The 25,654-nt window shown below is 70.3% G+C and carries 17 protein-coding genes and 2 pseudogenes; 14 read left to right on the top strand and 5 right to left on the bottom strand.

Features of this window, described 5'->3' with window-relative positions:
* Both GT354_RS22055 and GT354_RS22050 read right to left on the bottom strand, forming a co-directional pair.
* Positions 1 to 3,317, bottom strand: a 3,317-nt coding sequence (locus GT354_RS22055) for a type I polyketide synthase (RefSeq protein WP_161358097.1), incomplete at its 3' end; no start/stop codon positions are given.
* A 1,557-nt stretch (positions 3,318 to 4,874) separates the two neighbouring features.
* Entirely contained in the window at positions 4,875 to 5,666 is a 792-nt protein-coding gene (locus GT354_RS22050; RefSeq protein WP_161358096.1) for an IclR family transcriptional regulator, read from the bottom strand.
* Positions 5,667 to 6,062: 396 nt separating this feature from the next.
* Between GT354_RS22050 and GT354_RS22045 the strand changes: the two genes are divergently transcribed.
* From GT354_RS22045 to GT354_RS22020, 6 genes are read left to right on the top strand one after another with little or no spacing between them, the layout of a single operon-like run.
* A complete protein-coding gene (locus tag GT354_RS22045; RefSeq protein ID WP_161358095.1) occupies positions 6,063 to 7,586 on the top strand; it encodes an ABC transporter substrate-binding protein in 1,524 nt (507 codons plus the stop codon).
* Positions 7,587 to 7,588: 2 nt separating this feature from the next.
* Positions 7,589 to 8,443 carry an ABC transporter ATP-binding protein gene (locus GT354_RS22040; protein ID WP_161358094.1) on the top strand — a complete coding sequence of 285 codons (855 nt, stop codon included), beginning with the start codon at positions 7,589 to 7,591 and terminating at the stop codon, positions 8,441 to 8,443.
* Positions 8,440 to 9,459 carry an ABC transporter ATP-binding protein gene (locus GT354_RS22035; protein ID WP_161358093.1) on the top strand — a complete coding sequence of 340 codons (1,020 nt, stop codon included), beginning with the start codon at positions 8,440 to 8,442 and terminating at the stop codon, positions 9,457 to 9,459. Before GT354_RS22040 ends, GT354_RS22035 begins: the two co-directional genes overlap by 4 nt.
* On the top strand, positions 9,456 to 10,403 hold the full coding sequence (locus tag GT354_RS22030; protein WP_161358092.1) for an ABC transporter permease: 948 nt from the start codon (positions 9,456 to 9,458) through the stop codon (positions 10,401 to 10,403). The genes GT354_RS22035 and GT354_RS22030 overlap by 4 nt, the downstream gene beginning before the upstream one ends.
* Positions 10,404 to 10,412: 9 nt before the next feature.
* The gene (locus tag GT354_RS22025; protein WP_161358091.1) at positions 10,413 to 11,327 is read left to right on the top strand and encodes an ABC transporter permease; all 915 of its coding nucleotides are present in this window, start codon (positions 10,413 to 10,415) and stop codon (positions 11,325 to 11,327) included.
* A gap of 52 nt (positions 11,328 to 11,379) precedes the next feature.
* Entirely contained in the window at positions 11,380 to 12,732 is a 1,353-nt protein-coding gene (locus GT354_RS22020; RefSeq protein WP_161358090.1) for a serine hydrolase domain-containing protein, read from the top strand.
* A 67-nt stretch (positions 12,733 to 12,799) separates the two neighbouring features.
* Here GT354_RS22020 and GT354_RS22015 read toward each other — a convergent pair whose 3' ends face one another.
* Positions 12,800 to 13,210 (bottom strand): hypothetical protein, encoded by a 411-nt coding sequence (locus GT354_RS22015; protein ID WP_161358089.1) that lies wholly within the window; start codon positions 13,208 to 13,210, stop codon positions 12,800 to 12,802.
* 330 nt (positions 13,211 to 13,540) lie between these two features.
* Here GT354_RS22015 and GT354_RS22010 point away from each other — a divergent pair, with 330 nt between their 5' ends.
* The 3 genes from GT354_RS22010 to GT354_RS22000 all read left to right on the top strand — a co-directional run bounded on the left by GT354_RS22010 (position 13,541) and on the right by GT354_RS22000 (position 19,478).
* Positions 13,541 to 15,379, top strand: a complete 1,839-nt coding sequence (locus tag GT354_RS22010) for an ABC transporter ATP-binding protein (RefSeq protein WP_161358088.1) — start codon at positions 13,541 to 13,543, stop codon at positions 15,377 to 15,379.
* Positions 15,376 to 17,091 carry an ABC transporter ATP-binding protein gene (locus GT354_RS22005; RefSeq protein WP_161358087.1) on the top strand — a complete coding sequence of 572 codons (1,716 nt, stop codon included), beginning with the start codon at positions 15,376 to 15,378 and terminating at the stop codon, positions 17,089 to 17,091. The genes GT354_RS22010 and GT354_RS22005 overlap by 4 nt, the downstream gene beginning before the upstream one ends.
* 557 nt (positions 17,092 to 17,648) lie before the next feature.
* On the top strand, positions 17,649 to 19,478 hold the full coding sequence (locus GT354_RS22000) for a hypothetical protein (RefSeq protein ID WP_161358086.1): 1,830 nt from the start codon (positions 17,649 to 17,651) through the stop codon (positions 19,476 to 19,478).
* Between the two features lie 251 nt (positions 19,479 to 19,729).
* Here GT354_RS22000 and GT354_RS21995 read toward each other — a convergent pair whose 3' ends face one another.
* Entirely contained in the window at positions 19,730 to 20,575 is an 846-nt protein-coding gene (locus GT354_RS21995; protein WP_161358085.1) for a hypothetical protein, read from the bottom strand.
* 12 nt (positions 20,576 to 20,587) lie between these two features.
* On the bottom strand, positions 20,588 to 21,160 hold the full coding sequence (locus GT354_RS21990) for a papain-like cysteine protease family protein (RefSeq protein WP_161358084.1): 573 nt from the start codon (positions 21,158 to 21,160) through the stop codon (positions 20,588 to 20,590).
* Positions 21,161 to 21,940: 780 nt separating this feature from the next.
* On the opposite strand from GT354_RS21990, the gene GT354_RS21985 reads away from it, so the two are divergent.
* The 5 genes and pseudogenes from GT354_RS21985 to GT354_RS21970 all read left to right on the top strand — a co-directional run.
* Complete coding sequence (locus GT354_RS21985; protein WP_161358083.1) at positions 21,941 to 22,354, top strand: hypothetical protein; 414 nt, start codon at positions 21,941 to 21,943, stop codon at positions 22,352 to 22,354.
* Between the two features lie 521 nt (positions 22,355 to 22,875).
* On the top strand, positions 22,876 to 23,769 hold the full coding sequence (locus GT354_RS56580) for a cytochrome P450 (protein WP_202512153.1): 894 nt from the start codon (positions 22,876 to 22,878) through the stop codon (positions 23,767 to 23,769).
* Entirely contained in the window at positions 23,766 to 23,927 is a 162-nt protein-coding gene (locus GT354_RS52690; RefSeq protein ID WP_202512152.1) for a hypothetical protein, read from the top strand. Before GT354_RS56580 ends, GT354_RS52690 begins: the two co-directional genes overlap by 4 nt.
* Positions 23,928 to 24,154: 227 nt before the next feature.
* Positions 24,155 to 24,886: pseudogene (locus tag GT354_RS21975) on the top strand (transposase); the annotation flags it as partial.
* 130 nt (positions 24,887 to 25,016) lie between these two features.
* Positions 25,017 to 25,654 (top strand): annotated as a pseudogene (locus GT354_RS21970) (hypothetical protein); the annotation flags it as partial.

Genomic DNA, 25,654 nt, shown 5'->3' with positions numbered 1-25,654 from the left:
GCGATGGTGAGCTCGGCGACCGACTCGACCGCCGCGACGGATGCCGCGGCTCCCGGGAGCCAGGACGCCACATGCGTCGCGGCGTCGATCCAGGCCGCCCATCCGGCGGACGAACCCTCGCCGTCGGCCGCGTCGGCGGCCACCTCCACCTCGGCCTCCAGCCCGCCGTCGGCGAAACGGTGTGCCTCGACGTGCCACGCGAACACCGCGTCACCGGCCGGCGATTCGGTCGGCCGGCCGGGCGTCCACTCGCCGGCGCGCGGCGCGCGATCCACCGATGCGACTGGCCCGACGGCTTCGGGAGGTGCCTCGTCGTCGATCCGCGCGACGGCGTGTACGACCGCGGGTTCCGAGCCGCCGGCCTCCGTCGACACGACGGTCACCGATTGCGGTCCGGCCACCACGTGGACGTCGCGGGGCTTGTCCACGGGCAGGGGGAGGCGAACCTCCAGCTCCCGAAGTCGCAGCGCGGCCGCCGGCGCCGACTGGGCCGCGGCCAGCACGGTGGCGACCACGACCGCGGGCGCGACCGGGCTCTCGCCGGCCGGACCCATCGCCGTCCCGGGCACCGAATCCGCGTCCAGCCTGGTGTACCAGGTGCGCAGCGGTACGTGCTCGCCCGAAGGCAGGGCCGATCCCAGCAGCGTTCCCGAACCCGGATCGTGGCTCGCGGCCGAGCCGACCACAGGCCGGGAGTGGGCCCAGTGGCGTTGGTGGTCCCAGGTCGTGGTCGGCGCATCCGTCCACGGACCCGAGTCGCGACCCCTGCCGAAGTCCACGGGCACGCCGTGGCAATGCAGTTCCGCGGCGGACTTCAGGAACGCCGTGCGGGCGGGCACGGCGCGGCGCAGGGTTCCCGTGACGCAGGCGTCCTCGATGCCCTCCAGCGACAGGGTTTCGCGTACCGAGTGCACCACCACCGGGTGTGCCGACACCTCCAGGAAGACCCGGTGCCCCCGCGCGGCGGCGGCCCGGACGGCCGCGTCCAGCCGTACCTCGTTGCGCAGGTTGCCCGCCCAGTAGGCGCCGTCGAAAACGTGCTCGCCCTCCGGGTCGGCGGTGGAGGTGGACAACACCGGAAGGCGCGGTTCGCGCCAAGGGATGTCGGCCACGGCCGCCACCAGATCCGCGAGCAGGGGATCCATCTGCGGGCTGTGGAAGGCGACATCCGACGCCACCCGGCGCACCAGGGCTCCCTGCTCGGTCCAGTGCGCGGTCGCCCGCTCGACCGCGTCGGGCGTACCGGCGATCACGGTGGACAGGGGGGAGGCGCGGATCGCCACGGCAACCGACAACGCGGGGGCCGACGCCAACTGTCGGTACACCTCGTCCGCGGGCAGCGCCACCAGCGCCATCGCGCCCCGGCCCGCGACCCGGCGCAGCAACGCCGACCGTCGACACACCAGCCGCGCACCGTCCGTGCGGGTGAGCCCCCCGGCGGCCACGGCGGCGGCGATCTCGCCGACCGAGTGCCCGATGACGGCCGCCGGGCGCACACCGTGGTCGTGCCACAACTGCGCGAGGGCCGTCTGCACCGCGTAGATCACCGGTTGTATCTCGTGAACCCCGGCCTCGTCCAGGTCGCGATCCGAAAGGAACGCGCGCAGGGAGAATTGCGCCTCCCGGCGAAAAATCGGCTCCAGTTCGTCGATCACCGCGGCGAACACCGGCTCTTCGTCGAGGAGTTCGCGGGCCATCCCGGTCCACTGCGACCCGTGCCCGGAGAACACCCATACCGAACCCGAGGCGGCGCCGGCCGGCACCCGACCACAGACCAGCCCGGGATCCGCCTCCCCGGCGGTGTGCGCCCGCAACGCCCGCAGCAGTTCCTCCCGGTCACCGGCGACGGCCACGGCGCGGCACAGCGACGGGGACCGGCGTGCGGTCAATGTGTGGGCCAAGCCGTTGTGATCGGCCGAAGCACCCGCGCCCATGAGCCAGTCGACGAGCCCACCGGCGGCGTCGACGCGCGCCTGTTCGGTCGACGCCGACCAAGGGAACGCCACAACCCGGTGGTTCGGTACGGGTATCGGTACCGGGGACGGTTCCTCGGTCGGGGGCGCCCCCTCCAGCACGACATGCGCGTTCGTGCCGCCGAAGCCGTACGAAGACACGCCCGCGAGCCGCGGGCCCTCGTGCACGGGCCACGGTTCGCACTCGGTGACCACACGCAACCCGAGCTCGTCCCACGCGATCGCCGGATGGGGGGTGCGGTGGTGCAGGGCGGCCGGGATGACCCCGTGGCCCAGCGCGAGGACGACCTTGACCAGCGAGATCACTCCGGCCGCGGACTCGGTGTGGCCGATGTTGGTTTTCACCGATCCGATCGGCAAGGCGTCCCCGGCCGGGCGCCCGCCGCCGACCGCGATGCCGATGCCGGCGGCTTCGGCGGGGTCCCCGGCGGGGGTTCCCGTGCCATGGGCCTCGATGTAGTCGAGGGAGGCGGGGGACACGCCGGCGGCTTCGCACGCCAAGCGGATGGTGCGAGCCTGCGCGGCACTGCTGGGAGCCATGATTCCCGCGCCGTGCCCGTTCTGCGTCACCGCGCTGCCGCGCACCAGGCCCAGGATGCGGTCACCGTCCGCCAATGCGTCGGTCAGCCGTTTGAGGACGACGACGGCGCAGCCCTCGGAGCGCACGTAGCCGTCGGCGTCGGCGTCGAACGCCCGGCAACGGCCGTGGGGGGAAAGCGCGCCCGCGCGCTCGAAGTTGACGGTCAGTCCGGGGGAGAGCAGGAGATTCACCCCCGCCGCGACGGCCAACCCGCTCTCGCCCAGGCGCAGACTTTGACAGGCCTGGTGTACGGCCACCAGGGAGGAGGAGCACGCGGTGTCCACCAGCACGGACGGCCCGCGCAGGTCGAGGTGGTGGGACAGCCGGGCGGCGCAACTGCCCAGTGTCGCCCCTACGCCGGTCCAGGCGTCGATGGCGGGCAGGTCTTCCAGGAGACGGCGGCCGTAGTCGTCGGACCACGCGCCCACGAAGACACCGGTGTCGGTGCCCGCCAGCGTGCCCGGGGCCCTGCCGGCGTGTTCCAGGGCTTCCCAGGCGACTTCGAGCAGGATTCGCTGTTGCGGGTCCATCAGGCGCGCTTCCCGCGGGCTGATGCCGAAGAACTCGGCATCGAAGCCTTGGACGTCGTCGAGGAAGCCTCCCTGTCGGATGGTTCTGCGTAAGAGGCCGTCGCTCGACGCGCCGCGTCCTTGGTAGTCCTGCCAGCGTTGCGGTGGGACCTCGCCGACGGCGTCCGTCCCGCTCGCGAGCAGTTTCCAAAAGTCGTCGACGGACGAAACGCCGCCGGGCAGCCGACAAGACATACCGACGATTGCCACCGGAGCGACGGATGCGGGCATGGCTAATGCATGAGGGGCCACGTTATTGAAACCTTTCGGTGCTGTTCCGCGCGCAGAAGGGCACAGGGGGAAAGGACCAAAGGAAGCGAGCCGCCCGGTGTCACGTGGCGGCGAAAGCCATGCCCGAACCAATGGGGACGGCCTTGGGCAGCCCTGCCCACAAGTGGGCGGGCTGCGGCGGTCTTTGCCCTATCGGCAGAGGCTCAACGGGACGGATTCCTTCACGTCGCCGCCTCGTCGGCCGCGGAATCCGAGATCCCGAGGCTGCCTGGGCAGGGGCGAAGGCATCGAGCCTTCGCGGACCGTTGTTGCGGTGACAATACATGCGTGTAGCAGTAGTTCATCGACTCCCCCGTGCCTGCTCCGCTGCCGTGCAACCCCCGTGCCCGTCGTCCACCCCAACGGAGCCCCGGCGTCGGCGAGTCGACCGATTTCCGGAGGCAATGCCAATTGCGGTGGACTTGATTCTGGTGGTGCCTCTCGCTCGCATCTTATGGAGTTTGAGGCGCACCTTCAATAGACGCAGTGTAACGAAGCGGCTGCGACACGTGATGGATATATCGGCCCACTCGGCATTCTTTCCGGACGGTTCCCGCCCTCGGATCGAAGCTCCGAGGACGCCGTCAAACCACCCTTGAGCAGCCATGATGTCCGATTTGACAGTCGAGAGGAGCGGCCGGAGAGGGCTTCGCGCTTCCCGCGTAGATCCGCCGTCCGGTCACGTCCTCGACCGATCGAAGACGCGGATGGTCTTCTCGCTTTTTACCGAAAGACAACGGCCGTACCCAGAGAAGAACGGTCGCACCGCCGAGAAAAAACGGTTGGCGCGAGCCCGGGTTCGATTGGGTCGAGGCCGGCGGTTGGTTGGTTGTTCGGTGGGTGAGACGGATGATTGCGAGGTTTCGCTGTTGTGTGCGCGCATTCTTGGGGAGGGTGCGGTGGTTGGTATCGGAGTGACGAGGGCAGGTCTTCGGCGCTTTTGTGACGAAACGGTTTTCACGGAGGTAAAGGAAGTCGCTCCGCGTAGTGCCGTTCGGCGGGGGAGCCATTGACGCCGGCTTGTCGAAGTATTTGCCGAAGGCAGGCGTGGAATCGACCCGCGGGGCCTTTCGCGGCACGGATAATGTCGGCCGATATGTGGCGGCCCCGAGCCGGCGGGGCGTTCATCGGGGCGTTTGCCCGAGTGAGTCGGAGCCCGCGACCGAGTTACCGGCCCGCGACCGAGTTCGCCGAACGGGTGGTCGGGTGGTCGCGGAACAGCCGAGCGGCCGAATACCGCCGGCGGCGTCCGGCCGGCCTTGTCCGGGCAACCCCGCACCGCTCACGGCGCCCCGGCCGAACAAGCCGTTTCGCCGCCCGTATCCGCCGCCCCCTCCCCGACGTCCCACGAATCACCGCTCGTTTTCCCCCGCCGTGCGGGTTCCCGGGGCGCCACGCGCGGACCACCGTTCCGCACTCCACGCCCTGCGCCCCTGCGCGCCCGCCCGAACCTCGGCACACGACGCGAACAGACGCCGGTGCTCAGCGCTGTCCTCCCCAGCGCTGCGAGATCTCCCCGGCAGCCGCTCGCACCAGCGGGGCCACCTCCCGGGCGCGCTCCGGTGTCATCCGCTCCGTGGGTCCCGACACACTGATCGCGCTCGTCGCCGCTCCGTACGCGTCGAAGACCGCCGCGGCGACGCACCGCACCCCCGCCTCGTTCTCGACGTCGTCGATCGCCCAACCGCGGGCGCGGGTCGTCGCGAGTTCGCGACGCAGCACGTCTTCGTCGGTGACGGTGTTCACGGTGCGGGCCGGCATGCCCGCCGCGATCACCGCGTCCACCGTCGCGGCTTCGGCGTGCGCCAGCATCGCCTTGCCGACGCTCGTGCAGTACGCCGGCTGGGTGCTGCCGACCCGCGAAGCCATGCGCACCGGCAGTGAGCTGACCACCTTGTCGATGTAGACCACGTGCGGAAAGTCGGCCGAGACCAGGTGAACGGTCTCGCTGGTCGCCTGCGACAGGCGCTCCAGCACGTCGCGCATGTCGCGCTGCGGGTCGGTACCCGCGAGGTACACCTGCCCCAACTGGGCGTTGCGCCAGCCGAGTCGGTACATGCCACCGGGCAGCGCCTGGACGAACCGGGCGTCGATGAGCGGCTGCAGCAACCGCAGCACCGTGGACTTGGTCAGGTCCAGTTGCCCCGCCAGTTCGCCGAGGGTGCGGCCGTGACCCTCCAGGTCGTCGCCGAGTTTGAGCAGGATGCCCAGCGCTCGGCGGAGCGAGGCGGAGTTGTTCCGTGCGCCGGGGGTGGGTGCCAATGGGTCGGTCAAGACGTCTCCTCGTCGAATCGCACGGCCGGCTGTGACGCTGCGGAGGCTGCCGTCGCAAAGCGCGAACTCGCCGCCGATCACCACGTGGTCCGCGCCGCTCGCGAACTGCCGCGAGTGGTCGTAGGTTGCCAGATCGGCGACGCGCGCGGCATCGAGCACCAGCGGATCGGCGATCCCCGACCGCGACCACGCCGGAGACCGAGTCGCTCGTCGTCGCCTCCGCGGACATCGGCCGTCCACGCATCGCGTGTCGTTTCGGCTCGCAAGATCGCTATTGCGCGGAACACACCGGGGAAATATGGTCACCGCTTAATGCATTGCGACATGACGTTTTGCATTGCACAACGCCCTGTTGTTCGAACGGCGTTCGCCCCGCGCCGGTGAAGTGAGGATCGAATGCCCACAGCGCGCAGACGCGGCATCGTGACGAGTTTCGTCTGCCTCGTCGTATCCGCCCTCGTCCTCTCCGCGTGCTCCGCTCCGGTGGCCGACAGCGCGCGAGCCGACGGCCTGGTGGTCGGCGAGACCACCGCGCCCAGCACCTTGGACCCGCAAGGATCCGGCCTGTACGCCGACCGGTTCGCCTGGCAACTCTCGTACGAGTGCCTGTACACCACGACCGCCGACGGCCGGATCGAGCCCGCGCTCGCCACCGGTTACCGCGAATCCCCGGACGGGTTGACCTACACCTTCACGCTGCGCCCGGGCGTGCGCTTCGACAACGGCGACCCGCTCACGGCCGACGACGTCGTCTACTCCTTCGACCGACTACGCGCCAGCCCGACCGGCATCGACAAGGAAGTCTTCCCGACGTTGCAGAGCGTCAAGGAAATCGACGCCGGAACCGTCGAATTCACCCTGGGCACGCCCGACGCCGGATTCATCAACAACATGGCCAATCCGCTGGTGTGGGGATGCGCGGTCATGAGCCGGCACGCCGCGACGACGACCAACTCGGCCATCACCATGGTCGGCACCGGGCCGTGGAAGCAGACGTCGTTTCGCGCCAACAGCCGGCTCCAACTCGAACGCAACGAGGACTACTGGGGCAAGAAGACCGCCGCCCCCGCGCTCTCGGTGCTGTACATCCCCAACATCGCCACACAGGTGGCGAACCTGCAGGCCGGAAAGATCGACCTGATGTTCCCCGACGCGGCGAGCGCCGACGCGCTCAAGGGGCGCCACGACGTGACCCTCGACAAGGTCGAAACCGACTCGACGATCTTCCTGCAGGTCAACAACCTGCGTAAACCCTTCGACAACCCGCTCGTGCGGCAGGCGCTGGCACTGGCCGTCGACCGCACCGAACTGGCCGACGGCGCCTACCACGGCGGCGCCAGGCCGAGCGGCTACTTCCCCTCGGCCACGTGGGCACCGACACTCGACCGGCTTCCCTACTCGCAGCCCGACCCCGGCCGGGCCAGGGAACTGCTGAACCAGGCCGGCTTCCCACACGGATTCTCGACGACGCTGATGTACATCAGCGGCTACGACCCGGGCACCGACAACATGATGACCCTGATGCAGGATCAGCTCGCCCGCGTCGGGATCAAGGTCAAGCTGCTGCCCATGGAAGGTGCCGCCTGGGGCGCCAAACTGACCGGGCCGGACTACGACCTGTCGTGGAACGCCCAGTCGTACTACCCCAATCCGCTCCAGTACGTCCTTCCCGCCGAGGGGCGACAGGGACCGACCCCGCCGTCGCTGCAGCAACTGATCGACGACGCCCGGGTCGCCGGCGACCAGTCCGTCTTCCGACAAAACCTGGTGAAGATCGCCGAGCACGAGGCGACGCTCGTCTACCCGACCGTCACCCTGCTCGCCGTCGACATGTTCGCCGGCTACCGCGACACCCTCGCCCACGTGGCGGTGCCATCGAGCCAGAGCCGCGCCTTCCTGGCCGACGTGACGAAGGAGTAGCGATGACCATGGTGCGGACCCCATCCGGCACGCCCACCGCCGCAGCCCTGTCCGTGCGTGACCTGACCGTCGGCTATCGGCGCGCAGGCCACGACACCGTCGCCGTTGCCGGAGCCGGTTTCGAGTTGGCCGCAGGCGAGCGCCTGGGCCTGGTCGGAGAATCCGGTTCGGGCAAGTCGACCCTGGCGGCGGCGGTGTTGCGAACGCTGCCCGACAACGCGCACGTCTCGTCCGGGTCGATCTCGTTCGGCGAAAGCGACATTCTCGGCCTCGACCCGGCCCGGCTTCGCGAAATCCGCTCGACGCGGATCGCGCGGGTACCGCAGAACCCCCTGGCAAGCCTCAACCCGGTGTTCACCATCGGCAGGCAGTTGACCGACATCGTCCGCGCCCATCGCAAGGTGACCAAGGCCGAAGCGATCGACATCGCCGAGGACATCCTCGGCAAAGTCGGACTGCCCGACGTCGCCGTCAAGCGCCGCAGCTTCCCCCACGAACTCTCCGGCGGGATGCGCCAACGCGTGATGATCGCGATGGCGCTGATCAACCAACCACAGTTGCTGATAGCCGACGAGCCGACGACCGCGCTCGACACCACCGTGCAGGCCCAGATCGTCGAACTGCTGCGCGAGCGCGTCACCACCGCGCGGATGTCCCTGCTGCTGATCACCCACGACATCGGCATCGTGAGCGAACTGTGCACCCAGGTACTGGTGATGTACCAAGGCCGGATCGTCGAGCAGGGCCCGACGGCGGACGTTTTGACCAATCCCCGACACGACTACACGGCGTCGCTGCTCGCAGCCGTCCGCGGCGAGCCCACCGCTCGCCGCCCCCAGCCACGGGAGACCGCATGACCAGACCGACGACGGCCGACGTCCCCCGCCGCGTGCTCCAGGTCGACGACGTGCGCAAGTACTTCAAGACGCGGCGGACCAAGCTCGGCGGTCCCCGTCGCCACGTCCATGCCGTGGACCGCGTGAGCCTGAGCCTGGACGCCGGCCGAACCCTGGGAATCGTCGGCGAGTCCGGGTGCGGGAAATCGACCCTGGGACGGGTGATCGTCGGGCTCGAACAGCCGGACATCGGTACCGTCACAGTCGGCGAAGGGGCCGTACCCGCAGGCTCCCCGACCGCCCGCGGCGTCGTCCAAGCCGTGTTCCAGGACCCCGCGAGCGCACTCGACCCGCGAATGACCGTGCGCCAGAGCATCGCCGAAGCCCTTCCCGGCCTCGACAACAGCGCCCGAGACAGACGCTGCCTGGAGGCGCTCGAAGACGTCGGCCTCGCCGAGGAGTACGCCGACCGCTATCCCCACGAACTGTCCGGCGGACAACAACAACGGGTGTGCGTGGCACGCGCGGTGGTCGCCAAACCGGAGCTGATCCTGCTCGACGAGGCGGTCACCGCGCTGGACGCCTCCTTGCAGGCCCAGGTGCTGGACCTGCTGGAGCGACTTCAGCAACGCACCGGCGTGGCCTACGTGTTCATCTCCCACGATCTGCGGGCCGTGCGCCGGTTCAGCGACCGGGTGGCGGTGATGTACCTCGGGCAACTGGTCGAGGTCGCCCCCGCGGACGACTTCGACACCGGATTGCTGCACCCGTACTCGGTGGCGCTGCGCTCCACCGAACCGCGCCTGCCCGGCGACGCCGAGAAGGGCGTGCGGCGCATCGTGCTCGACGGCGAACCCCCCAGCGCCGTCGACCCGCCCACCGGTTGCCGGTTCGCCGCGCGCTGTCCCGCCGTCGAGGCCCGGTGCCGCGAGGCGTTGCCCGCACTGGTGGAGGAACGGCCCGGCCACTTCGTCCGCTGCGTCAAGCCCGGAGTGCTCACCACGGCCGCGTCGACCCCGAACGAGGCAGCCCGATGATCGTCTACGCGATACGCAAGGTGATCGGCGCGCTCGCCGTCCTCCTGGTGCTCTCCGCCCTGGTGTTCATGGCGGGCCGCGCCCTCACCCCCGGAGACCCGGCACACCTGATCGCGGGCCCCAAGGCCAGTCCGGAGACGATCGAGAACATCCGACACGCGCTGCACCTGGATCAGCCCGTGCTCCAGCAGTACCTGACCTGGCTGGGCAACGCCCTGCGCGGCGACTTCGGCACCTCGCCGTTCTCCGGCCAGGCCAACCGCGACGTGATCCTCCAGCAAGCCCCCGTCTCGTTCGAACTGGCCCTCATGGGTCTGCTGATCGCCATCGTCATCGGCATCCCCGCCGGCGTGTACGCCGCCACCCGCGCGCGCAGCGCCCGGGTGTGGTTCGTGCGGCTGCCGCTGCTGATCGCGTTCGCGTTCCCGGCCTTCGTCTCCGGCGCGTTCGCGCTCTACATCGCCACGCACTACTTCACGAACCTGTACTCGCCGAGCTACATCCCGATGAGCGACGGCCTGATCGCGAACCTGCAGACCACGCTGATGCCGGCACTGGCCGTCGGCGTGCCCACCGCGCCGCTGATCATGCAGATGACCCGATCCTCCATGCTGGAAGTGCTCTCCGCGCCCTACACCTCGACCGCGCGCACCAACGGCATCGCCGAATGGCGCGTCACCTACGTGTACGGGCTCCGCGCGGCGCTGCCTCCCGTACTCACCCTGATCGGCATGATCTTCGGACTCCTGGTCGGCGGGCTCTTCATCGTCGAGCAGATCTTCAGCCTGCCGGGCCTGGGCCGCGGCATCCTCGACTCCATCGAGCTGCGCGACTTCACGCAAGTGACAGGCCAAGCGCTGGTGCTCGCCGCCGCCTTCATCCTGGGCAACCTCGTCGTGGACCTCGTGCTCCCGCTCATCGACCGTCGTATCGCGCGCACCTAGGACTCCGCCATGACTTCGATTCCGGCCTCCACCGCGGCCTCCACCATCGCGTCCGACCCGCCCCCGGGCGCCCCGAAATCACGTGCGGCGCGCCGACGTTGGCCCATCCGCGGCGTCTTCGCCAACGCGGCCCTCGTCGTGCTCGTGCTCTACGTGCTCGCGGCGATCCTCGGATCGCTGATCGCCCCCTACTCGCCGAACGAACTCAACGTCGGGCCGCGACTGCAAGGGCCCTCCGGCAAGCACCTGTTCGGCACCGACGCCCTCGGCCGCGACCAGTTCTCCCGGGTGATCGCCGCCGCCCGCCCCGCCGTCGAAGCCGCACTGATCGCGGTCGGGTTCGCGATCGTGGTCGGCACCTTGATCGGGACCGCCGCAGGCTTCCTGCGCGGGGTCACGGACGGAGTGCTCTCCCGCCTCACCGACCTGCTGTTCGCGATCCCGGAGTACCTCCTCGCCATCCTGGTACTGGCGATCGCGGGCAGCGGTCTGCTCAACGCGGCACTCGCCATCGGACTGGTCATCATTCCGCGCTTCGCCCGGATCGCCCGGGGAGCCACGATCGAAGTCTCCGGACGCAGCTACATCGACGCGGCCCGACTGTGCGGCCGAGGGAACTGGTGGATCATGTACCGCCACGTCCTGCCGAACATCAGCTCGCCGTTGATCATCATGACCGCGATCAACCTGTCCACGGCCGAGGGCGCCTACGCGGCGCTCAGCTTCCTGGGCTTCGGCGTCGCACCCCCGGACGCCGACTTCGGCAGCATGATCTCGACCGCGCAGCAGTACATGCTCACCGAGCCGTGGCTGGCGGCGTATCCGGCGCTGGCGTTCGTAGCGCTCGTGCTCGCGTTCAACCTGCTCGGCGACGCCCTGCGCGACCAACTCGACCCCCGCAGCCGTACGGCCGTCGGCGCATGACCCACGCCACGGCAAGCAGGAAACCCACGCACCCGCACAAGGAGAAGCCGCTGTGACCGACCTGCACGCTCGGCTCGACGCCGTCATCCCCGACCTGCTCGCGGAGCACCGCGTCCCCGGAGTCGCGGTGGGGGTCGCCCACGACGGGCACACACTCACCACCGGCCACGGCGTCACCAACGTGGCCCACCCGATCGCGGTCGATTCCAACACCCTGTTCCAGGTGGGATCGATCTCCAAAACGCTGCTCGGCGCCGTCATCGGCCGACTGCTCGAACAAGGCACCTTGGACCTCGACGCACCCGTCGCGCCACTCTTCGGCGCCGACTCCGGCATCGACGAGCGGATCACCCTGCGCCACACGATCACCCACACGTCCGGCATCGACGCACAGAACATGATCGCCGACGCGCCCCGCATCCTCGCCGGCCACCGCGACGACAGCATCCAGGCGTCCCTGCGGCACTTCATCCGCCGGCCGCTGATGTTCGAGCCGGGGACGGACTTCACCTACAGCGGCCCGGGCATCATGCTGGCCGCCGCCACCGTCGAGCGCGCGACCGGTCGCCACTATGTCGACCTGTTGCGTGAACTGGTGATCGACCCGGCCGGCATGGAGACCACCTGCACCTCGGCCGACGAGGCGATCTTCCACCGCGTGGCCGCGCCACACGGCCGCGCCGCCGACGGCGGCGCGGAACTTTTGATCGACCGCGGCTGGCAGCGGCACTGGCAGCTCCCCGGCTGGGACGTACCGGGAGGCGGGGTCGTCTCCAACGTCGCCGACCTGCTGCGCTACGCCGCCTGGTCGACCTCCGACGCGGCCCCGAAACGGCTCTTCGAGCCGCTGGCCGGCCAGGGCATCGAGGGCCACGACATCGGCCTGGCCTGGCACCTCGACGAAATCGGCGGTCACCGGGCCGCCTCACACAGCGGTCTGACCATCGGCTACGCCTCACGACTGGTGCTCGTGCCCTCGGCCGGCCTGTCCTACGCGATCCTGACCAACTCCCTGCACGGCGGAGAGATCGTGAGCGAACTGGAAAAGGTGATCCTGGACGCCGCGGACGTCGCCGTCGCGGCACCGAGCACACAGCCGGTGCCCGCCGATCTCGCCCAAGCATTGCGCGGAACATACGACTGTGGCTTCTACGGCACCATCTCGATCGTCGCGGGCTCGCGCCCCGGCGAGATGGCGATCCTCGCGAACGGCGCGCACGCCCGCGAGGACCGGTACGTCATCGAGTTGGAAGGCGCGGATCGGGCCGTGCTCGCCCAACCCGACTCCCTGATCACCCTGTCCGACGACGGCACGCCGGGCTCTCACGTCGGCTTCGTGCGAGAGACCGACGGTACCGTCTCCGCCGTCCGCTACCACGGTCGCCTCGACCGCCGCATCCCCTGACGACCGTCGTGCGGTCCAGGTGTACGGCTGAGTGATCGCCGCGGTGCCGGGCCGGTCCGCGCACGGACTACGGTGCCGACCGGCCCGCCCCGGCCACGCGTTTCGAGGAAGCGATCAGGTGTGAAAGGGCGCCGGTCACCACCAGGCTCCCGACCATGACCAAGCCCGCGCCGACCACGAACAACCCACTCGAATCGTCCGACCAGTCGTAGTAGGCGGCGGCGGTCAAGCCGGTGGTAGTGCCGAGCACCGCGGCCGTGACGAGCCGGCGAGAGGCTGCCCAGTACACCGGTGCGAGCAGGGTCAGCACCAGCCCGATCACCTGCCACGCCTCGTACGGGCCGGTCGTCGAACCATCGGCGTGCACGTCACGGTGTTGGTCCCAGCCCAGCCAGGCCGCCCACGCCGCAATCGCCCACACAGCGAGGGCCAGGGTCGCCAAGAGTCGGGGAACAGGTTTGTACGGTCCTTTGCTCATGAGCCCAGTCTTGTGGCCCATCCGAACGCGCGTCAGAGTACGGATACTCATCTGTCCGTGCGAGCAGCCCGACCCGGAGCCGACGGCAACGCCCGGGACCGCGGCACCCGTTCGGCACACCTCGCCGCACCGCGGACCGTGCTCGACCCACCGCGCGTCCTCCGCCGCGACGGCAGCCCGGGTACTTCCCACGCACCAGAGCCGGCCCGCGCTCGTGCCGGGCGACCGGCACCAGCGCGCTTCCCTCGCACCAATACCCGATCATCGCGCGAAGGCGATGATCGTGCCGCACCCGACAGTTCCGCGAGGTCCGCCCCGAAGGAAATCCACATGAACCCGACCGACCTTGCCCCGGCGAGCGGGCACCGCACCGAACCACCGGATGCCGAACCCGCGACGGGACCGAGCCTGACGAGCCTGCTGCGCCCATATCGCGGGCCTTTCGCGGCCGTGGTGCTCTTGCAGGTGATCGGCGCCGTCGCGGGACTTGCGCCGCTGTGGGCGGTCGCCGAACTCGGCCACACGCTGTTGTCGCCGGACCCGGTCGACCACGGCCATGTCCGGACCGTCGTCATCGCGGGTGCGGTCGGCCTGTTCGTGAAACTGACGTTCACCGCCGCGTCGACCGGACTCGGGCACCTGCTCGACGACCGGGTGCAACTGTCGTTTCGCCGCCAACTGGCCGCGCGTCTGGGCCACGTACCGATCGGCTGGTTCTCCCGACGCCGCACCGGCGAACTGGCGAAGGTGGTGGGGGACGACGTCGGTGCCGTGCACCCGTTCATCGCTCACGCCCCCGGCGAACTCGTCTCCGCGTTCGTGGTACCGGTGGTGTCGCTCGTCTACCTCTTCACCGTCGACTGGCGGCTCACCCTGATCACCTTGGCGCCGGTGATGTCGGCCGTGGCGCTGGTCCCCTTCATGATGACCCCGGCCCGGCTGCGCGAACAAAAGGAGTTCGACGCGGCGATGGGACGGATCGCCAGTTCCGTCGTCGAGTTCGTGCAGGGAATCTCGGTGATCAAGGCGTTCGGCGGAGCCGGGCGCGCCCACCGCACGTTCCTCACCGCCGTGGACGATTTCACCGGTGCCTTCCTGCGGATGGTGCGCGGTCTCGCCGGCGTCGCCGCGGCGATGCAGGTGGCCCTGTCCCCACCGTTCGTGCTGCTGGTCGTGCTCAGCGGCGGCACGACCCTGATCACGAACGGTTCCATGGCCGCGGCGGATCTGCTGCCGTTCCTGCTGCTCGGCCTGGGTCTGACCGCCCCGGTGGCGGCCCTCGGCCACGGCTTCGACGACATGCAGGCCGCCCGGCGCGCGGTCGGCCGGATCCGGGACGTGCTCGCCGTGCCCTCGCTGCCCGAGCCCGCGCTACCGGTGGCCGCACACGGTCACCGGGTGGAACTGCGTGACGTTCGATTCGGCTACGAGGCCGATCACGAGGTGCTGCGCGGGATCGACCTGGTGCTCGAACCGGGGACCGTCACCGCGATCGTCGGGCCGTCGGGAAGCGGAAAGTCCACGCTGATCCAGCTGTTGCCGAGATTCTTCGACCCGACCCACGGTTCGGTCGCCCTGGGCGGTGTCGATCTGCGCGAGCTCGGCAGCCGGGAGCTCTACCGGATGGTCTCCTTCGTCTTCCAGGACGTTCGCCTGCTGCGGGCTACGGTGGCGGACAACATCGCCCTGGCGGTACCGCACGCCGACCTCGACGACGTGATGCGCGCGGCCCGACAGGCGAACATCCACGATCGCATCCTCGAACTGCCGCGCGGATACCAGTCGGTGATCGGCGAAGACGCCGGGCTGTCCGGCGGTGAGGCACAGCGCATCGCGATCGCCCGCGCACTGCTCGCCGATACCCCCGTCCTGGTGCTCGACGAGGCGACCGCCTTCGCCGACCCGCAGAGCGAGCAGGCGATACGCCGGGCCCTGGCGACACCGGGAGGCGATCGGACGATCCTGATCATCGCCCACCGCCCGGAAACGATCGCCGACGCCGACACCGTCGTGATGATGGAGAACGGGTCGATCGTCGAGCGCGGCACGCCCGCCGAACTACTGGCACGAGGCGGCGCGTTCGCCGCGCTCCGGCACTCCCACCGATCGGCGACGGCCGACGGGATCGAAAGCCGCGACGGCGTACCGCAAGGAGACGAGCCCCGATGATTCCCCTGCTGCTACGCGTGCTGGGACACCGCTACGCCCCGCCGATACGTCGCACCGTGGCGCTGATGACGACGACCGCGATCGCCGAGGGCCTGTCCTACGCGTTCCTGGTTCCCGTGCTGCGGGCACTGTTCGGAAGCACGCCCGAACACGCGTGGCCCTGGCTGATCGCGTTCGGCGCCGCGGTCGCCGTCTACGCGGTGCTGCGCTACGTCGGCGATCTGTCCGGCTTCCGGGCCGGGGGCGCGCTGTTGCGCGGTATGTACCACCGGCTCGGCGATCACCTGGCCCGATTGCCCCTCGGCTGGTACGGCGCGGGCCGCGTCGGGGAGGTGTCCGTTCTGGCCGGTCGCGGCGTCCTGCAGGCGATGAGCGTGATCGCGCACCTGCTGGCACCGTTCATCTCCGCGTGCGTGACTCCCTTGACGATCGTCGCCGTGATGCTGTTCTTCAACTGGCAGCTGGGACTGGCCGCACTGGCCGCCGTACCGATCGTGGCCGCGATCCGGATCCGGACCGGGCGCACGATGGCCGCCCACGACGCGGAGCACGCCGCACGCGATCACGAGGCCACCGGGCGAGTCGTCGAATACCTCCAGGCCCAGCCGGTACTGCGAGCCGGCGGCCGCACCGTCGAAGGCTTCCGGTTGCTCGACGACTCGCTGCGGGAGGTGCAACGCGCGTCCCGCCGTACGGTGCTGTCGGGGCTGCGCGGCGTCGTGGGCCTGGCGCTGACGGTGCAGGTGATGTTCACCGTGCTGTTGGCCCTGGGCGCCTACCTCGCGCTCGGCGGGAACATCGAGGCCCCGGAGGTGCTTGCCGTCTTGGTGCTCGCCGCCCGCTGCGCGGACCCGTTGTTGTCCCTGTCGGACATCGGTGGCAAGCTGCGCGGCGCGCGTTTCGTGCTGGCCGGACTCGACACGCTGTTGCGCACCGAGCCGCTGCCCGAGGCCGCCGACCCGATCCAACCGGTGGGCCACGACCTGGAGTTCGACTCCGTCGCCTTCCGGCACGGCGCCCGCGTGGTGTTCGACGACCTGTCGTTGTCGGTGCCCCAAGGGCAGCGGCTCGCCGTGGTCGGACCGTCGGGATCCGGCAAGAGCACATTGCTGCAGTTGATCGGACGATTCCACGACGTGGACGCCGGCGCGGTGCGCGTGGGAGGCGTGGACGTGCGTGCGATCGCCACCGAGGTGTCGATGGCGCAATTCGCCATCGTCTTCCAGGACGTCCACCTCTTCGACGGCACGATCGAGGAGAACGTGCGCCTCGGCCGCCCCGACGCCACCGACACCGAGGTACGGGCGGCCGCGGCCGCGTCGCGATTGGACGAGGTGATCGAGCGGTTGCCCGGCGGATGGGCGACGCACGTCGGCGAGGGCGGCGCGCTGCTGTCGGGCGGCGAGCGCCAACGCGTCTCGATCGCGCGAGCACTGTTGAAGGACGCGCCCATCGTGCTGTTGGACGAGGTGACCTCGGCACTGGACCCGGCGAACGAGGCGGCCGTCCACGAGGGCATCGAGCGCCTGATGGCCGGCCGTACGGTGGTGATGGTCGCGCATCGGATGCGGACCGTGCGACGTGCCGACCGTGTCGTCTTCCTGGACGGCGGCCGAATCGTCGAGGACGGCACCCACGACGAACTCCTGCGCCGCGCCGGCCGCTACGCCGACTTCTGGAACATCTCCACGACACCGGAGGCGGTTCGATGAGTCGGCGTGCTGTGGTGGTGGTGGTGGTGGCCGGCCGATCGTTCGTGGTTGCTGTTGTGTCCATGCCGGTCACGGGGTTTCGCTCGGTCGCGGGGCGCGCGTAAGGCATACGAGGGTAGATGCGGCGCACGTTGGCCACGGTGGGCCGATGTGCCGGCGGTCGGGGGGTTGTCGGGGGCACGGCGTTCGTCACCGTCGCGGACCCGCAGCACCGGTGTGCCACCCCCGGCGAGCCCGCGTCGGAGCGACCGGGGGTGTGGTTCCGAGGACGGCCTGTAACGCATCCCGGGTCCCGGCGCATTAGCCCGGGTGACGTCGAACCTTCCGGGATTCCTCCCGAACAAGCCCTGACCACACGGCGGTTGCCGACCGCCGCCGATTCGGCGGAAGCCACCGCACTCGGCCGAACGCCCCCTGCGCACGTGCTCGCGCCGAGGGGGCCGCCGGTCTGCCCCGATCCGGTTGACGAAAGAAGATCCGTGCCGATTCCAGTCGAACCCGTCGACGAAGAAAGAACCGTGCCGACCGCGGCCGAGGCCGTCGACGAAGGAAGGCCCGTGCCGACCCCGGTCGAACCCGTCGACGAGGAAGGATCCGTGCCGACTCCGGTCGCCCATGGCCGGGACACTTCCGGCGTGGACGCCGCGGTTCGAGCCGAACCGGGCCTGATCCGAACCCGGCGGATCCGCCGTTGGAACACGCTCGTGATCGCCCTGCCGGTCCTCGCGGTCGCCGTACTGGGTTGGCGTCGACGCGCGCTCACCGACGACGGCACGATCTTCCTGCGCACCGTGCGCCAGATCCTGGCCGGCAACGGCCCGGTCGTGAACATCGACGAACGGATCGAGACCAACACCAGCACGCTGTGGCAGTGGATCCTGGTCGTGCTCGGCGCGATCGTCCCCGGCGACCTGGGCCGCATCGCCGTGTACACGGGCCTGTTGCTGACCACCGCGGGCGTGGCGCTCGCGCTCGACGCGACCCGGCGGCTGTACGAGGCCGGCGCGAGTACCCGGCTGCTGCCGGCCGGCGCGCTCGTATTGCTGGGCGTACCGCCGTTCTGGGACTTCGCGACGGCCGGTCTCGACACCGGTCTCGGGACGTTCTGGCTCGCCGGGTGCTGGTGGCTGTCGGTACGAACCCGCGCCGAGCCAGGCCCACGCGAACGGGCCGGTCACGCGTTCTGGTACGGGCTCGGGGTGCTGGTACGGCCGGACCTGGCCCTGATCACCGTGGTGTTCGTGGCGGGCGCGTGGCTGGCGCTGCGACCGGGTGTGCGCGGCGCGCTCGGGCAGTCGGCCGCCGCCATGGCGTTGCCGGTGGCGTACGAGGTGTTTCGGGCCGGATACTACGGCCTGCTCGTGCCGCTGCCCGCGCTCACGAAGGAGGCCGACGAGAGCGAACCGGGCCGAGGCCTGCGCTATCTGTGGGACTTCGCGGCGCCGTACTGGCTGTACGTCCCGATCCTGATACTCGTCGCGGTGTTCGTGGTCGTCGCGGCGAAGCTGCCCGGGGGACGGCACCGGTTGATCGTGCCGCTCACCCCGGTCGTGGCGGGGTTGGCCTTCGTTGCCTATGTGGTCCGGCTCGGCGGCGACTACATGCACGCGCGCATGCTGTTGCCGGCGCTGTTCCTGGTGCTCGCCCCGGTGATGCTGGTCCCGATGACCCGGATCCTCGCGGTCGCGGCGGGGACCGTCGCGGTGTGGGCGGTGGCGTGCGTGGGGCCCTGGCATCCGGCGGCGTTCCACAAGGACGACGTCTCGCTGACGGTGAACGTCCGAGACAGCGACATCGGCATCACCGACCGCTCGAACGCGGACCACACCCGCACGTGGGAGGCGGCCTTCCCGGCGCTGCGCGACGCGGTGGCCCAAGGTCTCGCACAGGATCATCCGGTGCTGGTCCGGTTGGATCCCGGCGGCGGCCCCGGCATGTTGTTGCCGCTCAACCCCGTCTACCAGGGTGTGCGGGTGTCGATCCCCGGCGGCTTCCTCGGCGTGACCGGCCAACTGGTCCCGCTCGACCAGCGCATCGTCGAGGTGTGGAGCCTGGCCAACACGATCGGCGCGCACCTGGAGTACCCGCCGGACTGGACCAAGCGCTGGCCGGGGCACCGCAAGCCCGTCGACGACGTCTGGCTGCTGGCCACCGACCTGGATCCCGCGGTCACCCTTCCCCCGCCCGGCGCGATCGGGGTGACCCCGGACTCCCTGGCGGCGGCTCGCCGCGCCCTCGGCTGCGGCGACCTGAAGGAACTCGTCGCATCGACCCGGGCACCACTCACGGCGCGCCGCTTCCTGGACAACCTCACGGGCGCTTATGACCGCACGAAACTGCGCATCCCCCGCGACCCGTTCGCGGCCGAGGCGAAGTTCTGCCGCTGAAGCCGGTACGGAGTCGCGGTAGAGGTCCGCGTCGTGGGAGCGGGGCGCGCCGCGCTCACCGGGTGCGGTCGTCGGGCGGCACGATGTCGGCCTCGGCGGCGACCGGCCCCCTCCCGAAGCGGCCCGGACGGCCCGCTCGTTGCGCACGGTGGCCCCGACGTCGCCGCCGGGGCCACCGTGTCGCTATCGCGCTTCCGCCCCCGTGTTGCACATGAGTGCCGGGGCCGGGGCCGGGGTGAACGGAGTCGGATTCAGGCGGTGTTGTCGCGTCGGCGTCGGTGGAGGAAGGCGGCGCCGCCCGCGAGCGCGAGTGCCGCGCTCGACCCGCCGACGATCAGCGGTGTCGACGACGGCGGATCGTCCGTTGTCCGTCCGGTGTCGAAACCGCTGGACAGGCCCTCGATGTCGTAGTTCGAGCCGGGCAACTTGTCGGCGTAGCGGGCCTTGACCAGTTTCTGGTAGTCGCCGAGCGACATCGACGACTGGCCGTTCAGTCCCTCTTTGGCCTGGTCGTTGAGTGGTTCGACGGTGGTGAGCTTCAGTTGGTACCAGGCGTGCAGTTGCGGTTCGGTGAACACCAGGGTCCCCACACCGGCCTTGGCGGCGTGGGTGGTGTCCTGGTCGCCGTCGCGCACGGCGGCCAGGTGCCAGCCGCCGCCCTGGGTCGGGGCGAGCATGACGGTGGCGTTGCGCCCGTTGACCGCGACGTTCAGCGAGGACACGAGATGGCTCAACCGGATCGCCTCGGTGGCGATCGGCAGGGCGGTCCCGGCGACGAAGCCCGGCGTGATCTCGTTCACCACCAGCGGGTCCTTCAGGGTGAACGCCGGCAGGCCCGTACAGGGATCGGCCTTGTCGGGGATCGTCACCGGCGTCCGGGACCCGCCCTGGGGCACCGGTGTGTCCAGGAAACGGCAGACGGCGTCGCGCACAGCGGGCGACTTCACCGCGTCGAGGGCGGCCTGATAGTCGGGGATCTCCGCCGCGCCGGCCCGTCCGACGGTCGACAGGAGCGCGCACGCGCCCAGTGCCAGGACAGTGGAAACACGGGAGAAACGAGGGCTCTTGGGCCGGGTGGACATTGATTGGTCTCGCATGTCGCCCGCCTTCTACTGGGAGATGCCGATCCGGGAGTGGGTCCACTTGAACGAGCTGTTGCTCACGTAGTCGTTGTAGTTCCACCACGTGTAGGTGGTGGTGTCCGGCCACGGATCGCCCACGGCAATGGTGGTGTTCGCCGTGTCGTAGCCGTAGACGACGTTCATGTGGCCACCGCCGGACGTCCACCCGATGCGGGCGCCGATCGGCCGGGCTGCCTTGACGTCGGTACCGACCTGCGCGAACGAGGCCGCGCTGTTGAGGCCCGTGCCGGTCTTGCTCATGCCCAGGTCCGACCACGCATTCGCCATGTCCCCGAGAGTCGCGGGTTGGTTGTTGCAGCTGAGACCGCTGTTGCGCCGGGCGGATCGGTTGCAGAAGTCCGTTTGCGTGGTGCCGTAGCCCTGGTACTTGGAGATGGTGAGCCCGGAGGCAACCCAGCACCACTGGGTCTTCTCCTGCTTCAGCATGGTGATGTCGTCGTAGTTCCGCTCCGCCCGGGCCGTGCCCGCAGGGGCCAGAATCAACCCCGAAACTGCCACCGCGATGGCCGATGTGGCGACCGCGAACCTGAATCCGCTCATACTCCTGCTTTCCGATGTGGATATCACGAGCGCCGAGCCGTCCGGCGATGCCATAACAGCGCGAAACGCCCGGATCGGACGGGAGCCACGCGGAAACTACGCCCGAAGGAACGAATCACCGGCTCCGACGCCGGCGTCCGTCTCCGGCGTCCGTCTCGCTCTGTACTCGCAGAACGAGCGGACCACGCTCGCGCCGGACCTGCGGCCCGGCCATGGCCGGGCAGGCACTGGGTGTTCAGGAGCGGAACCTGATCGAGGAGGCGGTGTCGTCCCAGCCGGCGGGCAGCTTGCCCAAGCGCTCGCGGGCCTCGACGGTGTGCTGGGCGCCTCTCGCCGAGTCTCGCGTGGGGGGCCCCGCACTCTTCGTACATCGACCGCCCGCCACCTCGACACGAGCGCCATCACCCGTACGTGCCTGCGGAGTTCCCACTTGGCGCCGGCCCGTCCCCGTGTCGACCCGTCCGCGTGCGGCCGACGTGAACCGAAACGCACCAGCCGGTGCGACCGTCGTCAGCGCCCCTGCCCTCAAAACGAAAGTCGAGGGGGTGAGCGGCCGCCAACCTACGAGTCGGCATCGAGGCAGGCACGTCTTCGCCGTGGAACCCGGGCCACCCGACGGCCGGTTCGGACGCTCCCCGCTCGCCCCCACTCGCCCCCCGCTCGATCCGCGCGCCGTCGAGCGCCCCAACGCGCCGGAGCGCGCCGCTTCCCCGCGTCGCGCGCCGCACAGCAGGCTGGGGCCTTCGACCGTGCGCGTCCCTCGTTTCGAAAGGAAGCCCGATGCCCGCTCCGACCCCGCCCCGCCGGCGAGCCTTGGTCACCGCCACCGCACTGTGCGCGGCACTGGCCGGCGCCGCCGCGACCGCGCCTCCCGCCGCCGCGACCACCAAAACCGCGCAACCCACCAGCGCCTGGTTGGACACGACCCGCCCGAGCCTGCCGACCATCGAGGTCAGCGGCATCTACACCTGCACCGACCCGGTGGGTACTTCGCTGACGCTCTCCGTGCTCGTGACCCAAGTCATGCCCTTCGCCACCGCCACCGCCTCGGTCACGCTGCCCTGCGGCCCGACCGTGATCGACGCACCGTGGACCGCGACCGGCTACGCCGACCCCAGCGTCCACCACGGCTACGCCCACGTGAGTGTGATCGGCGCGGGCCCGCCGATCGGCAGCGCCAACTTCGACATCTAGCGGGTGGCCGGCGGTGGTCGGGCGACGGCGACTCCGAGCAACACCTTGTGCTGAAGTAGCGTCGCGTATAAGCCCGTTCGCGGGAGCGCCTGACCGCGGAGCGCCCTGACCGCATCGCTCGGGTGCCGAGCCGCCAGGGTCCCCACGCGCCCGGTCTCGGCGACGGCTCCGCGCCGGAACACCGATGACACCGAGACCTGTACCGCGACCGGGCGACGCAGCACGAGACGCACACCGGCGATCGGACCTCGGAGCAGCGGCCCGATCCCACCACCCGTCACCACATGGCGAATTCGGGGACGCCGAGTGCCTTGCACGGGCATTCCGGTCACACGATACTGACGGAAGGTCACTGTTCGTATTCCACGGGCACGCATGTCCGCACCCGGGTACCGGGGGGAGACTGTTCGATGGCCAGGGGAGATCTGCGTCGTTTCCGGCAAGATCCGTTGGGATCCCTCGAGGACCTGTCACGCCGTCGCTCGACGGGTGTCTTCCCGCTTCCCTGGGGCGGATGGTGCGTGGGCGACTCGGATCTCGCACTCGTGGTGCTGCGCGCCCCGGAGTTCAACGGAGGCCTGTCCACCTTCTACGGTGACCTGCTGCCCTCGCGGGCGGCCCAGATCGCCGTCGGTCACGCGGTGCGGAACATCATCCGGGCGCGCTTGCCCGAGTATCGCGAAAACCTGGTCGACGCGGTGGCCGAACTGCCCGCGACCGAGCGGTGGCCCGAAGCCGGTGTCGCGCTGGTGTACCGCTGCACGGCCGACCTCGTACTGCACCCCGCCGCGCCCCCGGCGTTACGGCGTTTGCTTGCCCGGTCCGTGGGCGGCGGGCTGCTGATCCGCTCGCCCCTGATGCGCGAGCGGCTACGGGTGGAGATGCTGCGCCCCACGCTGTTCGCGGCGCTGGTCGCGTACATCGGGCAACGCCGGGCCCAAGGCATCGGCTCCGGCGAGCCGCGCGACCTGCTCGATGCCGTCCTCGGCGCATGCCCCGAGGAAGCCACCGATCGGGTCGTGGCCGAACTGTACGTCCTGCTGTTCCGCTCGATCGTGGGGAACGTCGGCTACGCCGTGGCCTGGACCGTCCTGCTGGCCGGTCTGCACAGCGCGCCGGGTGCGCCGTGGCCGTGGCCCACGGACTGGATCGTGCGCGAGGCCGCGCGGCATCGGCCCTTCGTCTCGATGGTCGGCCGACCCGTTCCCCATCCCGTCGCATTCGGCGGTGTCGCGTTCCGAACCGGCGCGATCCTGTCGGTCAGTCCCTATCTGTTGCACCACGACGAACGGCACTGGAGTCGTCCCCAAACCTTCGACCCCGAGCGCTGGGGGCGGGCGGACACGCCCGGCCCCTATCTACCCTTCAGCGCGGGCCGTTCAGCTGCGCCGGTGCGGCCATCGCCCAGACCATGACCGCCGACGCGGTGGCCGCCCTGGCCGACGGCGCCCGACCGACCGTCTCCGCGGGGGACACCTGTCCGGTCGTGACCAACGCGGCCGCCCCGCGTCCGTTCACCCTGACCCGCACCGCCGAGCCCGTCTCCGGACACCGTGCACCCGAGAGGAGGTGAATCTCATGATCGCAACCATCCGGCGTATCTTCACCAACCGGCCGGCACACATCTGGAACCCGAGGGCGCCTTGGTGATCCGATGCCGAGAGGCCGGCCCGCGCGGCCGAAAGAACCAGGCCGCGCGGACCACCCGCCGGGACGCGGGCCTTGGTACGCCGGCGGCCGAGCCACCGTCGTGCGCGCGTCGACCGCCGGCACCACGAGAAGTCGCTCGACGCCGTAGGTTTCCACCCCGGCCTCGAACGCGTCCTCGGACCCCGCCTGGACCACCCCGGCCGTCACCCGCCTCCCGGAGCGACGCGGCTCGCCCGGCGCCCTGCGCAAGGTCGGCCGCCGCAGACTCGTGGCCCTGATACGCCCCAAGGCCCCCGTGCACGGCCGAACGTCTGGTCAACGACATCTTCGACGCCCTCGACGCCCTCGACGAACAGACCGTCGTCGTTCCCGGCATCACCACCCTCGACACGGTTGTGCCCTTCCCGGCCGGCTCGCTCGCCGCCGTCCACGAACAACGACTGGCCGTCGAGGGGCAGATCGGCGAGCTCTCGGAGGCCCGCCCTCTTTCGCAGGTCCTGACCTCGATGCCCGGAGTCGGCGTCAGGACCGCAGCCACCCTCCCGGTGACCATCGGCGACGGAACTCCGTTCCCCACCGCCGCCCACCCGGCCTCCTGCGCCGGCCTCGCCCCCGCCACGAAATCCTCCGGCACGTCGATCCACGGCGAACACGCCACCAGAACCGGCAACCGACTCCTGAAACGGACCATGTTCCTCGCCGCGTTCGCCACCCTGCACGACCCCGCCTCCCGCACCCACCACGACCGATGCAGAGCCTGCGGCAAGACCTACACCCGGGCCCTTTTCCGCCTCGCCTCGCCAACGCATCGGCGTCCTGTTCGCCATGTTCAGAGACGGCACGTTCACGAATACGGCCCGGTCGAACCCGGTCGCAGCGTGAACCGCTCACGCTGGACGAAAGACATAGAGGCACTCCCGTTCCGGGTCGCTTTCCTCACGATTCGGCAGTTTTTCGCGTCGGATCGCGATAGGATCAAGGTCGTCGATGTCACTTGAGGAGGTTCGGGCGGATGAGCGACGAGCGGCAGGCGTCGGAGGATGGCGACCCGATCGACCCCCCGCGCCGCCTCGAAGCCGACCCCGACCCCGGCCCCGACACTCGCTCCGGCCCCGACCTTCACTCCGGCCCCGACCCCCTTCCGGCGCTGGGTGTGGAGCAGGTTCGCAAGCAATGGGCGCGCGTGGTCGCCGGCGCCGCCGCAGGTGCGCGGATCGTGATCCACGCTCCCCACGGCGTGCGTGCCGTGCTGGCCCCGCCCTCACCGGATGTGATCGCCGCGCAGGGCGAGTTGCCGGCGTTCACGATGACCGACGCCCGTCAGGGCCTGGGCAACCTCGTGCGCGCCGCTGCCGCCGGCACTCCGCAACTCCTGCTGCGCTACCGCACCGTCTACGCCCAGATCACCCACCTCGCCGCAACACCGGCCCCGGTGGACACGCCCCCGGCCGCCGCCCAGGTCACGCCGCCCGCGACGATCACGCGCCCGGACACCGGTGACATCGCGTCGGAGCGGCCCGCCGCTCCAGCGGCCGGGCGCAGGGTGGCAGGGTTCGCGACAGCGTTGGGGGAGGCGGTCACCGCCCGCCGGCGCGCCGTCTCCTTCGGCCCCACCGCCCTGGACCAGGCCCTGGGCGGGGGCGCCCTGCC

Origin of the sequence: Streptomyces sp. SID3343, assembly GCF_009865215.1 — a bacterium.
Lineage (GTDB): Bacteria > Actinomycetota > Actinomycetes > Streptomycetales > Streptomycetaceae > Embleya.
Note: the sequence above shows the minus strand (reverse complement) of the source record. Positions and strands in the feature narration are given on the sequence as shown.